Below are 12,283 nucleotides of genomic sequence, written 5' to 3'. Positions count from 1 at the left end.
CAACTATTCGAACGAGGAACGCTATAATACCTGACTTTTATACCCAAGTGACCTTTAAACCAAGATTTAGAGATCACTTGGGTATAATTCAATGAGGTATTCATGCGTTTAGATAAATATTTGTGTGACGCTCTGGGTGCAACACGCAAACAGGCAACAAAGATCATCAAAAGTGGAGACATCACCGTTGACGGTGAGGTTCAAAAAAGTGGTGCATTTAAAGTACCTGAAGGTGCGGAAGTGATGTGGGAAGACCGTGTTATTGGTGCTCCTGGTCCTCGTTACATTATGTTGTATAAGCCTGCTGACTTTGTTTGTTCACATGAAGATGGCTACAACCAAACTGCATTCGCATTGCTTGATGAGCCTAAAATTGAAAACCTTCACTTTGCGGGCCGATTAGATGTCGACACAACTGGTTTAGTATTGATTACGGATGATGGTAAGTGGTCTCATCGTATTACCTCACCTAAGCATAAGTGTGAGAAAACGTACCGTGTTTGGCTCGTCGATGCTATTCAGCCAGATTACGCGGAAAAGCTCGAACAAGGCATCATTTTGCGCAATGAATCAGAAGCAACATTGCCAGCTCGTTTGGAAATCGTGAACGAGGCCGAGAATGAAGTATTGTTAACTATCGTGGAAGGTAAGTATCACCAAGTGAAACGTATGTTCGCGGCGTTAGGAAATAAAGTTGAGTACTTACATCGTGAGCGTATTGGTTCTATCGAACTTGATGAGGCACTAGAACCAGGTGATTATCGCTACCTCACGCAAGAAGAAATTGATTCTATTTGGAATTAATTGTCGGCATGGGAAACTCTTTAGTTCCTAATAGGAACTAGTCTTTTGGTAGAGATTGGCTCAAAATAAATTTTCCTACCAAAATTAGTGCCTAGACAATTCCGGTGTGCTTACTCATCTCAGTGATATGCCTTTGCATTTAGCTGAGGCATGCATACTCTTATTGCAAAGCCTTCGGCTACGGTGAATGGAATGATGGTGTCAACGCCATCATTTTTACTGCATTGTGTTTGTTTCCCATAAACACATTTCGCTTTCACATGCTTTTCTATGTCGAGTTCGTCAAGGTCACACCTTGGTACATATTTGCCCTTATGATTCTCGAACGTTGGATAGAACAGGTTTTTGGCTTCTACATTCAGCGATATGAGAACTTCCGTTATTTTCACTTTGTTCTGCAAGTATTGACGGTAGGGCTCCAACAAGAGGTAAAAGAATGACAGAAAAAGCTCAAAGTGCTCCGCAATCCCAAATCAGTTTTCTATTGTTTCTGGTACTAGGAGCGATTGGTGCTTTGACGCCTTTGGCGATCGATATGTATTTGCCTGCGATGCCGACAATTGCGAAAGATTTGGGGGTCGCGCCTGGCGCGGTTCAGATTACGTTGACGGCTTATACCGCGGGTTTTGCGATCGGCCAGTTAATTCACGGGCCGCTTGCCGATAGCTTTGGTCGCAGACCTGTGTTGATTTTAGGCGTACTTTTCTTCGGCTTGGCTGCTGTTGTGAGTGCGACAACAAATGGCATTGATGCGCTGACCTATGTACGTACGGCACAAGGTTTTGCTGGCGCGGCAGCGGCGGTCATTATCCAAGCCGTCGTGCGTGACATGTTTGACCGTGAAGACTTTGCACGCGCAATGTCCTTCGTTACTCTGGTCATTACTATTGCGCCGTTGGTGGCACCGATGATCGGTGGCCATCTCGCGATTTGGTTTGGTTGGCGTTCCATTTTTTGGGTATTAGCTATTTTCGCTGTAGTTGTGATTTTTCTCGTACTTTGGAAAATCCCTGAAACGTTACAGCCTGAAAATCGTCAGCCGCTTCGTTTCCGCACGACGCTGAGAAACTACGCCAGATTATGCTCCAATCCTGAAGCGATCGGTTTGATGCTCTCAGGTGCGTTTTCATTTTCCGGAATGTTTGCATTTTTGACGGCGGGTTCGTTTGTTTATATTGATTTATATGGTGTTCGACCAGACCACTTTGGTTACCTATTTGGTTTGAACATTGTGGCGATGATCATCATGACCAGTATTAATGGTCGCTTGGTGAAGAAAGTTGGTTCCCATGCCATGCTTCGTTTTGGGTTGTTCGTGCAACTTTTGGCGGGGATTGGTTTATTCGTAAGTTGGTTAATGGACTTCGGATTATGGGGCATTGTGCCTTTTGTTGTGCTGTTTATCGGTACATTGTCGACGATAGGTAGTAACGCGATGGCGCTGCTTTTAAGTGGTTACCCATCAATGGCGGGTACGGCGTCGTCTCTAGCGGGGACATTAAGATTCGGTATCGGTTCATTGGTTGGTGCGCTGGTGGCATCACTGCCCGGGAATGTTGCTTGGCCGATGATCATCGTGATGTTTGCTTGTTCTGTGCTTTCAGCACTGTTTTATTGGACTTTAGGAAGAAAGGCGTAATGTCGAATTACACCAAAGAAATTCAAAACTTGGTTAACTCAGCACTTGAAGAGTTAGATCAAGAGCATCGCTCAGGTAAGTTAGCCAATGTCCCTGTTGCGAATAACCATTATTTAGTGCGTTGGGTAACAAAGGCGCTAAAATCACAACGTTTCGGACGTACGGTGGGCGATGACTTAACGCGTTGGCAAAAAGCCGGTCGCTCAAAGGGGAACGATGCTGGTTTGTTGTTTATCTTTAAACGTATTTCCGCTTTTTATGCGCAATTCTTCCCTGAAGGTGAAGACTCCAAAGTGTTCAAAGATTCAGATATTGAGTCTTTTCTTGATTTGATGGAGCAAGCAGGCTGGGAAGTCTCAACGTCTGAGCAACTGATTGGGTGCGGCAAAGTACAAATCTTCACTGAAGGTCAAAACTCTTTAGCGTTATGTGCAGACCAATGCGAAAGCTGTTTTGATGGCGAGTTGCTCGTAAAGCCAATGAGTTGGTTTGTGCGTGGCAATCATGCTGAGTTTGTTGAGAAAGCAGCGCAAGCGGGCTTTATGGTTCATAAGGTAACAGACTACAAATCGATGGTGAAATACCATGGCGAGTACCTTATTTTTCCAGCAAACGAAGGCAACCAGTTAGCCGAAATTCCACTCTCGTTCAAAGCTGACTAAAGTGACATTTTGAGTGTTTAGAAGCCCCTGTTATTGGGGCTTTTTGTTTTCTAAACGGTTTGCTTCTTTCGCGATGGCTTTGACCATGCCTTTAAATATGAAAAGATGGGCTGGCATCATTGCAAACCAATAAAGCAGTCCAAGAAACCCTTGCGGGTGCCACCAGGCGGTAATATCCAGCTCTCGTTCGTCACCGAGATCTTTGATGGTAATTTCTAAACGCCCAAGGCCTGGGCCTTTCATACCAAAAAACAGTGAAAGAAACTGATTATTATCGCAGCGAATCACTTTCCAAGAGTCAATAAAATCACCGACTTTAAGCTCTGGTCCTGGAGGAGAAACGCGAATCGGTTTTCCGCCACCAAAAAAGATATCGAGCCATTCACGTGTACGCCACAAGATGTTGGCAAAGTAATAGCCTTTTTCGCGACTCCCGATCTTTTGCGCCACTTTCCATAATGCCGCAGCGGAGGCATGAGTTTTAATGCTCGCTCCAGCTTGTTTTGGGTAATAGCCATATCCTGGTTGCCATCGACGAAGCGCTGCGGGTTCAAACCCCCAGACATTACTGCGTACAAATGTGCCTTCACCTTGAATGGTATCAGTTACCGCTTGCTCGTAGCTGATCAGCGTTTGAGGAAATCGTTCTTCAATCGCTTTGGAGTCTGCAATGTAGTCGTGCTCTAAGCCCGCAAGTAATGCTTTACCGATACTAGTTGGCACTGAGGTAACTAAACCTAGCCAGTACGATGCCATTTTCGGAGTAAGTAGCGGGGTCGACCACAGTCGATACGGCTTGTTCGTGATTCGGCAAATGACTTTGAACTGTTCGCGGTAGCTAAGTGTATCTGGCCCACCAACTTCATAAATTTGACTTTCTTCTGGAGAGGGGGCTTCTGCTAACTTCAACAAATAGTGGTTGAGATTGGGCAAGGCAATAGGGTTCGCTTTTGAGTCGACCCATTTAGGCGCGATCAAAATAGGTAAGTTGTAGACAAAGTCACGCATGATTTCGAAAGCGGCAGAGCCGGGACCGATGATAACGCCAGCACGCAATTCAGTTACTGGAACACCAGACTGTCGAATTATTTTTCCCGTGGCTTTACGAGCGGCTAAATGGCGAGAGTTTCCGGTTTGAGGTTGAATGGCACTCAAATATACAACATGCTCGACGTAGCTTTGTTCCAACGCATATTTGAAGTTCAAAGCAAGGTTTAGTTCGTACTCAACAAAGTCATCACCTTGAGCCATCCCGTGCACGAGAAAAAAGACTAAATCAAAATCGTTCACTACAGCCTTTGTGGTCTCTGCGTCAGCCAAGTCGAGATACCTTAACGTTAAATTAGGGTGAGGCTGAGTTCTTGACTCTAAATAATCAATATGTCGCGCCGCTGCTGTGACGGCGTAACCTTTATCTAAAAGTAACGGAAGAAGTTGAGAGCCAATGTAACCCGAGGCGCCTAGCACCAACACCTTTTTCATTATCTGTCCTTTTATCGTTGGTGGAATAAACACCACAGAGTATAATCATGAGACACTTTCCCCATTCTATCAATAAGTTGTCGTTGGAGTGCTTGTGACTTTTCTTTCTCAACTCTCAATACACGCAGATAAAGCATTCTTACGTCGTTTATTTGCAATCGCGTTACCAATTACACTGCAAAGCATGATGTTTTCTAGCAGAAGCCTCGTCGATGTTCTTATGCTTGGTCAACTTGGTGAAGCTGAAATTGCCGCTGTTGGAGTTGCTGCGCGCGCGACTTTCGTCACCACCATCATGTTAGTTGGGGTGACAACGGGCGGTGCGTTGTTAACCGCTCAATATTGGGGGGGGGGCGATAAAGTTGGGGTGCGTCGCAGTACCGCTTTAACATGGATGATCGCAATGATGTTTGCTGCGATTGCTGTTGCTTTGTTTGTTGTTTTTCCACAGCCCATCATGAGTTTGACTACCGATTCACAAGAAGTGATTGAGCTAGGGGCCAGCTATCTCATTATTTCGTCGGTTAGCATGTTTGCTGTTGCATGTGTGGCCAGTATGTCGGTGGGCCTAAGGGCGATGCACCAACCAGGCTTAAGCACTTTTTTTAGTGGTATAGGCATTTTATCTAATGTTTTTCTTAACTGGGTTTTAATTTTTGGTCAATTAGGCTTTCCTGCTTTGGGTATTACGGGAGCAGCGATCGCAACGGTAATCAGTGGCGCGATCGAAGTAGGTTGCTTGTTTGGTTATCTATGGTTGAAAAAACACATAATCGCATTTGGCTGGGATGATATACGCGCAGGATTGGTCTTAGATAAAATTACGCGTTTCTTGAGCCTCTCTTTGCCAACCACATTTAACTTCTTGGCGTGGGCTGGTGGGTTGTTTGCTTATCACGCCATCATGGGGCAAGCAGGCGTGCAAGGTTTGGCGGCGCTTTCCGTAATGACACCTGTTGAGTCGATCGCATTGGCTATGATGATTGGTTTATCGAATGCGGCCGCAGTTCTAGTAGGGAACCAGCTCGGCGCTCGTAATTTTGAACCCGTTTATTATCAAGCATGGGCTACGGTCATTTTGAATGTGCTTATCGCATTTGTGGTCGCCGTCTTGTTGATAGTGTCAAATCAATGGATCCTTAATGCGTTTAGTGCACTGACAACGGACACTCGCGAGCTAGCTGAACAGTTTATGGTGATTCTTGCGTTGGGTGTCGTGCTACGCTCGGTGCCGATGATGGCTATTGTTGGTGTATTACGTGCGGGCGGTGATGTTAAGTTTTGTTTGTATCAAGACATCTTGGCGCAGTGGGTGATCGGGATTCCACTCGCAGCATTTGCAGCGATTTATCTCAATTGGGACCCACAATGGGTTTACTTACTCTTTTTGACGGAAGAAGTTGTGAAGTGGGCGATTTGCTTGCCAAGAATGGTTAGCCGAAAATGGATGAAAAACCTGATTGGCCAGTAAGGAGGAACAGAGTTTATTTTGGCTGCAAAAATCTGCTCAAAACGTCAACAAAATTAGCAACAGAAAGTGAATCGAGTTGCATTTGTAATTCCATAGTGTGATCAAGCATTCAAAATACTTTCTACTAACAGGATTTTAGTGTAGATTCTGATCCCAATTTTTAAACACCATCCGAGCGGCATAATCAATGTTAAAACTGTCAGACCTATGTAAAGGCTATGTAGACGGGGGAGAGTTTCACCCTGTATTACAAGGGGCAGAATTAACATTGCAGCAAGGCGACCAAGTTGCTCTGATGGGAGAAAGTGGTTCGGGTAAAAGTACTCTGCTGAATTTAATCGCCGGATTAGATACTGCCGACTCTGGTGAAGTGCAGTTTCCAAATTTTGCTATGCATGAAGCACCGGAGCATTTAAGAACCCTTTATCGCCGCAACAATATTGGTAATATCTTCCAACAATTCAACCTGCTTCCTACACTTAATATTGCCGACAATATTCGTTTTTGTCGTCAGTTAAAAGGTCTGCCGGAAGATAAAGAGTTGTGGCGTCAAATTCTTTCTGCTTTGGACTTAATGCCATTGCTAGGACGTTATCCGGAAGAGGCGTCTGGTGGTCAGCAACAACGTGCGGCGATTGCTCGCGCCCTTTATATGGAACCCAAAATCCTGCTTGCTGATGAGCCAACTGGTAGCCTAGACGAGCGAAACGCAGAAGCAGTAATGCGCTTATTAACGAGTCTCGCTCGCCAATTGGAGTGTACTTTGCTGTTAGTGACGCACAGTGAAAAAGTGGCCGCCCATATGGAAGGAAAGATTCGACTTCAAGGAGGGCAGCTACATGTTATGGCCCGTAGTTAAGGCACTACTCGGTCATTACCGTCGTTACCCTCTACAAATTATTCTTGTCTGGCTGGGATTAACTTTAGGCGTGTCCCTCCTTGTTGGTGTTACTTCTATCAACCAGCATGCAAAACAAAGTTATGCAACTGGGGAAAAACTTTTCTCTAATCCTTTGCCATACCGAATCCGAACGAAGCACTCTGCCAATAAAATTCCTCAAGGTTTCTATATTCAGTTACGTCGAGCTGGGTTTAACCAATGTGCACCGTTTGACGTGCTTCATCTAGATGCCAAGACCGATATGAGCCTGATGTTGGTGGGGATAGATCCTGTCGCGATGATCCCACTACAACAAGGAAAATCGCTAGGTGAGATGCCTGTTTTATCACTAATGAAGCCTCCTTATCCTATTCTTGTTAGTCAAGATTTGGCCGCTTACATGAGTTGGCAGGATGGGGACTTCATTGAGATGAATGACGGAAGCCGTCTTGGGCCTATTCAAGTAGATAAGGACAAGATGCTTTCGGGTACTCGGCTGGTTACTGATATATCGTTGTTGCGTATGCTCAAGCGGAGCTCAGGTTTGTCTGCGATTTCTTGTGGTGAAATGCCAGAGGAAAAGCTGATAGCACTGAAAAACATGCTGCCAAACGGAATGACGCTCGTTAGGAATACGCGTACAGAGCTTGAGTCGCTAACTAACGCATTCCATATGAATCTCACCGCGATGGGAATGCTGTCGTTTTTGGTCGGGTTGTTTATTTTTTATCAAGCGATGTCTCTGTCTTTCATCCAGCGACAACGTTTGGTAGGTATTTTGAGACAGACTGGTGTTAACGGAACACAGTTAGCGCAAGCTTTATTACTAGAGTTGTCTTTGCTCGTCTTTATTGCGTGGGCGTGTGGTAACTTTTTTGGCTTGATCTTAGCAAATGAACTTATCCCAGCAGTGTCTTCGAGCCTGAGTGATTTGTATGATGCCAACGTAGGCTTAACCATAGGATGGTCATGGCAATCTAGCTTATACAGTCTAATCATGGCAGCGATGGGTGCGTTGATATCGTGTCTGTGGCCATTAATCCGTTTGTTGAAGTCACAACCAATCCGCCTTTCTTCTCGACTGTCGCTAATGCGATTTGCTGGAAGAGAGTTCTCTTGGCAGGCGCTTGCGGCATGTGCGTTTTGTGTCGCTGCAATAGCGGTGTATCAGGCGCCGAAAACACAAGAAACCGGCTTTGCTATTATTGCTCTGATGTTGGTTAGTGTGGCGTTGTTTATGCCATTTATTATGTGGCATATGTTCCAAAGTTTTTCTTATACCATGCGATGGGTTCGTGTCCGTTGGTTTTTTGCTGATGCAGCAGCCAGCATGAGCTATCGCGGTGTGGCTACGATGGCGTTTATGTTAGCGCTGGCGGCAAACATTGGTGTAGAAACAATGGTCGGAAGCTTTCGAGATACAACCGATAAGTGGCTAAATCAGCGATTAGCCGCTGATGTGTACATCTATCCGACCAACAATTCAGCCGCTAGGATGAGCGCATGGCTCCAGAATCAGCCAGAGGTGAACTCGGTTTGGTGGCGCTGGGAAAAAGATATGCCGACCGAGCATGGTGCTCTGCAAGTTGTGAGTACGGGCTCTTCTGAAGGTGAGTTAGACTCACTTACCGTCAAGTTAGGTGTCCCAAATTACTGGTATCAACTGCACGCTACCAAGAGCTTAATGGTCAGTGAGTCGATGGCCTTGAAGCTGGATATCCGCCCTGGCGATTTCATTAACTTGCAAGAACCGCTTGGTGGTGACTGGCAAGTCGTAGGCGTTTACTACGATTATGGAAACCCATATAACCAGGTGATGATGTCGCACCGGAATTGGCTGTATGCATTTGCAGGTACGGGTAATGTTGGTCTTGGCGTCGTATTAAAAGATAACGTCAATGGAGAAGGGCTGAAAAATCGCTTAGAGAATGTATTCCGTCTCCCGCAAGATCGTGTGTTTGATAACGGTAATATTTATAGCCAAGCAATGAGAGTGTTTGATCATACCTTTGCGATAGCGGGAACCTTGGGCAATATCACGCTGATTATTGCCGTGTTTGGTTTATTCTTTGCGACGTTGGCAGGAGAACTTTCACGGCAGCGGCATTTTTCCTTATTAAGGTGTATGGGTGTGTCCGGAAAAGAACTTGTCGTATTAGGTGGTTTGCAGCTATTCGTCTTCGGAGCCATTTCTGCGATTATTGCAGTGCCGCTCGGCTTGGTGCTCGCACATTTGATCGTTGATATTATAATTAAGCAATCATTTGGCTGGTCTCTAGAGCTTCAAACGATTCCATGGGAGTATGCTCAAACCATTGCTTGGGCGATGCTTGCCATCATGGTTGCTGGCGCATTGCCTGTTATTAGAATGATCAAAAGTACACCGATGAAGTCATTAAGGGACGCGTTGTAATGAAAAAAATGGGCTCTAAAAAACGCTTGTTGGTTTCAACGCTCATTGTTGTTACGTTCGCTTTTCTGACTGGGGCTGCTTTTTACTCAACTTTTTGGTTAGAGGCGACAGCAACACGAGAAAGCGAACTTGATTCTATCTTAACGCGTGAAAATCAAACGATTTTCGAGCCTGTACTACCTAATGAGCATGTCTCTTTACCCTCAGACTTTCGCTTTCATCCCGAGTATCAGCATGAATGGTGGCACTACTTTGCGAAGCTAAAAGATGAGCAAGGCAAGATCTACAATGTTCAATGGAGCTATTTCAGGGTTGCGACGGACGAGCGAGAAACCAGCGGTTGGCAGAACCCTCAATTGTACATTTCACATGTTGTCGTCAGTCATGGCTCGCATGTATGGAAAGAGCAACGGATAGCTAGAGGTGGGATAGGCCAAGCTGGTATGATCAATCGTCCTTTCAGGTTATGGATTGATAATTGGACTTGGCGATCACTCGGTGCGACGCCTTTCCCGGGCAACTTGAATGTGAATACTGATACGTTTGGACTTGAGCTCAATACCATGACAAGCGGCCCCTTTGTGGTGAATGGAGACAAAGGCTTCCAAGTTAAACATGCGTTGCAATCTGTTGCTTCTTTCAGCTTCAGTGCTCCATTTTTAAAAGTAAAAGGCAGCTTAAGCTTAAATGGTAAGCGATTCTCAGTGACGGGTTCTGCTTGGGCGCAAAAAGAGTGGGGCAGCGGCTTAATTGGTGAGGGGCAACAAGGCTGGGATTGGTTTGTTTTCAATTTAGATGATGGTCGAGCATTAACTGTTAGCCGTTATCGTCACCATGGGCAAACACCGCACGTGTTTGGCACGTTGTCGACACGCTCAGGTAAAGTCATCAACCTCTCAGACGATGATATCAGTATTAAACCAATGCAAGTGACCAGTTTATCCAATGGAAGAAGGTTACCTTTGCAGTGGATTATCAATATTCCGAAGCATCAAATTAATTTGACTACCCGCATTATCAAGTCAGATATGTGGCTACCCTTTGTAATACCTTACTGGGAAGGGCCTACTTTAGCTTCCGGCTCCAATGAGGCTTGGGGCTTTATGCAGCTGACAGGCTATTGAGTTGTGAAGAAAACCACCCCCTACGGGTGGTTTTTTAGTGCGCGAAGCTTCCTAGCTTTTTCTCAAAAGTACGGGGTTATCATGATGGTACAAGCCGTGTTATGCTGATTTTCTCATCATCTTGATAAATATTTGGTGCGACAAAAACAAATACGAACTCCGATCAAAATTGAGTGTCATGTTGGAAAATACGATGTATAGTAAACTTAACATCGAAAAAACCGAAGTTTATACTCTGAAGAAGCGATTATTCTAAAGTTTTCGACAGCTATACACTCTTATCACTCTTTGTTAATCGTTTATTAAGATAATAAATATAAGGACGAAACCATGAACGATGTCATTCGTGACTTTTTCAAAATGGAATCAGCAGGTGGTATTCTTCTCGTAATTGCAGCGGCAATTGCGATGACCATTGCTAACTCACCGCTGGGCGAAACTTATCAATCTGTACTGCATACTTATGTATTCGGTATGTCAGTTTCTCACTGGATTAATGACGGCCTAATGGCTGTTTTCTTCTTACTTATTGGCCTTGAAGTGAAGCGAGAGCTACTTGAAGGAGCGCTAAAATCAAAAGAAACCGCAATTTTCCCTGCGATTGCAGCGGTTGGTGGTATGTTAGCCCCTGCTCTTATTTACGTTGCGTTTAATGCTAACGACCCAGAGGCGGTTTCTGGCTGGGCCATTCCAGCTGCGACGGATATTGCATTTGCTCTAGGTATCATGGCGCTACTAGGTAAGCGCGTACCAGTAAGCCTTAAAGTATTTTTGTTAGCTCTCGCTATCATCGACGATTTAGGCGTGGTTGTTATTATTGCACTGTTTTACACAGGTGATCTTTCTAGCATGGCGCTGCTTGTTGGCTTCATCATGACTGGTGTCCTGTTCATGTTGAATGCGAAGGAAGTAACGAAACTGACGCCATACATGATAGTCGGCGCGATCTTATGGTTTGCGGTACTTAAATCTGGTGTTCACGCAACACTTGCAGGCGTAGTGATCGGCTTTGCTATTCCTCTTAAGGGTAAACAGGGCGAACATTCCCCACTTAAGCACATGGAGCATGCACTTCATCCATACGTGGCATTTGGTATCTTACCTCTATTCGCATTTGCAAATGCGGGGATTTCGCTAGAAGGCGTATCGATGTCAGGCCTAACTTCAATGCTGCCATTAGGTATTGCTTTGGGGCTACTGGTTGGTAAGCCTCTAGGTATCTTCACCTTTAGTTGGGCTGCTGTGAAAATGGGTGTAGCTAAGTTACCTGAAGGCATTAACTTCAAGCATATCTTTGCGGTCTCTGTGTTGTGTGGTATCGGTTTTACAATGTCTATATTCATTTCCTCTTTAGCGTTTGGAAATGTAAGCCCTGAGTTTGATACCTATGCTCGACTAGGTATCTTAATGGGCTCGACGACAGCCGCGTTACTTGGCTACGCGTTACTGCACTTTTCTTTGCCTAAGAAAGCGCAAGCGTAAGATACACACTGTTTAATGAAGCCTCCCATTCGGGAGGCTTTTTTATATCTGCAGATCGGCACATCAACCACTTCAGGGTGATTACTTTTGTGACCAACTAAGGTCTAGCTTATGGAGTTAGGGCAAATCATCGAAAGAGGCGCTTGGTAAATCTATAGGCGAAAAAAAGCCCAGCCGAAAATTTGACTGGGCGGATACAAACATAGGAGTTAATAAGAAAAAAGCAGCAACGTAACAATTAGATGGAAACAAGTTTGACGGCCAGTGAAACTTCAAATGCCCTAACTGTTACGTATATTCAGACCGAGCCTTTTCCAAACAGTTCC

Annotated in this window: 9 protein-coding genes; 8 read left to right on the top strand and 1 reads right to left on the bottom strand. The window is 45.0% G+C overall.

What is annotated here, in order from left to right; all coding sequences use genetic code 11:
• Positions 1 to 102: 102 nt before the first annotated feature.
• The 3 genes from rsuA to R7093_RS12775 all read left to right on the top strand — a co-directional run bounded on the left by rsuA (position 103) and on the right by R7093_RS12775 (position 3,105).
• On the top strand, positions 103 to 804 hold the full coding sequence (gene rsuA, locus R7093_RS12785; RefSeq protein WP_033905117.1) for a 16S rRNA pseudouridine(516) synthase RsuA: 702 nt from the start codon (positions 103 to 105) through the stop codon (positions 802 to 804).
• Positions 805 to 1,240: 436 nt separating this feature from the next.
• The gene (locus tag R7093_RS12780; RefSeq protein WP_017820848.1) at positions 1,241 to 2,443 is read left to right on the top strand and encodes a Bcr/CflA family multidrug efflux MFS transporter; all 1,203 of its coding nucleotides are present in this window, start codon (positions 1,241 to 1,243) and stop codon (positions 2,441 to 2,443) included.
• On the top strand, positions 2,443 to 3,105 hold the full coding sequence (locus tag R7093_RS12775) for a DUF2913 family protein (protein WP_047100736.1): 663 nt from the start codon (positions 2,443 to 2,445) through the stop codon (positions 3,103 to 3,105). The genes R7093_RS12780 and R7093_RS12775 overlap by 1 nt, the downstream gene beginning before the upstream one ends.
• Before the next feature lie 30 nt (positions 3,106 to 3,135).
• Here the strand turns inward: R7093_RS12775 and R7093_RS12770 are convergent, their stop codons facing one another.
• Entirely contained in the window at positions 3,136 to 4,587 is a 1,452-nt protein-coding gene (locus tag R7093_RS12770) for a DUF2867 domain-containing protein (protein ID WP_047100735.1), read from the bottom strand.
• Between the two features lie 94 nt (positions 4,588 to 4,681).
• Between R7093_RS12770 and R7093_RS12765 the strand changes: the two genes are divergently transcribed.
• The 5 genes from R7093_RS12765 to nhaA all read left to right on the top strand — a co-directional run bounded on the left by R7093_RS12765 (position 4,682) and on the right by nhaA (position 11,957).
• Positions 4,682 to 6,058, top strand: coding sequence for an MATE family efflux transporter (locus R7093_RS12765; RefSeq protein WP_047100734.1), 1,377 nt, complete (start codon positions 4,682 to 4,684; stop codon positions 6,056 to 6,058).
• Positions 6,059 to 6,245: 187 nt separating this feature from the next.
• Positions 6,246 to 6,917: an ABC transporter ATP-binding protein gene (locus R7093_RS12760; RefSeq protein WP_005378040.1), complete on the top strand. Its 672-nt coding sequence runs from the start codon at positions 6,246 to 6,248 to the stop codon at positions 6,915 to 6,917.
• Positions 6,898 to 9,351 (top strand): ABC transporter permease, encoded by a 2,454-nt coding sequence (locus tag R7093_RS12755; protein WP_047100733.1) that lies wholly within the window; start codon positions 6,898 to 6,900, stop codon positions 9,349 to 9,351. The genes R7093_RS12760 and R7093_RS12755 overlap by 20 nt, the downstream gene beginning before the upstream one ends.
• Positions 9,351 to 10,475 (top strand): lipocalin-like domain-containing protein, encoded by a 1,125-nt coding sequence (locus R7093_RS12750; RefSeq protein WP_047100732.1) that lies wholly within the window; start codon positions 9,351 to 9,353, stop codon positions 10,473 to 10,475. The genes R7093_RS12755 and R7093_RS12750 overlap by 1 nt, the downstream gene beginning before the upstream one ends.
• A gap of 330 nt (positions 10,476 to 10,805) precedes the next feature.
• On the top strand, positions 10,806 to 11,957 hold the full coding sequence (gene nhaA, locus R7093_RS12745) for a Na+/H+ antiporter NhaA (RefSeq protein WP_005378034.1): 1,152 nt from the start codon (positions 10,806 to 10,808) through the stop codon (positions 11,955 to 11,957).
• Positions 11,958 to 12,283: the final 326 nt, after the last annotated feature.

This window comes from Vibrio sp. 1580, assembly GCF_033340055.1.
This window is presented reverse-complemented; position numbering and strand designations above follow the sequence as displayed.

Bases quoted from the DNA above. Each gene is read 5' to 3' on its own strand.
- R7093_RS12770 (WP_047100735.1), bottom strand. From the start codon at position 4,587: ATGAAAAAGGTGTTGGTGCTAGGCGCCTCGGGTTACATTGGCTCTCAA.
- R7093_RS12780 (WP_017820848.1), top strand. From the start codon at position 1,241: ATGACAGAAAAAGCTCAAAGTGCTCCGCAATCCCAAATCAGTTTTCTA.
- R7093_RS12760 (WP_005378040.1), top strand. From the start codon at position 6,246: ATGTTAAAACTGTCAGACCTATGTAAAGGCTATGTAGACGGGGGAGAG.
- nhaA (WP_005378034.1), top strand. From the start codon at position 10,806: ATGAACGATGTCATTCGTGACTTTTTCAAAATGGAATCAGCAGGTGGT.
- rsuA (WP_033905117.1), top strand. From the start codon at position 103: ATGCGTTTAGATAAATATTTGTGTGACGCTCTGGGTGCAACACGCAAA.
- R7093_RS12750 (WP_047100732.1), top strand. From the start codon at position 9,351: ATGAAAAAAATGGGCTCTAAAAAACGCTTGTTGGTTTCAACGCTCATT.
- R7093_RS12775 (WP_047100736.1), top strand. From the start codon at position 2,443: ATGTCGAATTACACCAAAGAAATTCAAAACTTGGTTAACTCAGCACTT.
- R7093_RS12755 (WP_047100733.1), top strand. From the start codon at position 6,898: ATGTTATGGCCCGTAGTTAAGGCACTACTCGGTCATTACCGTCGTTAC.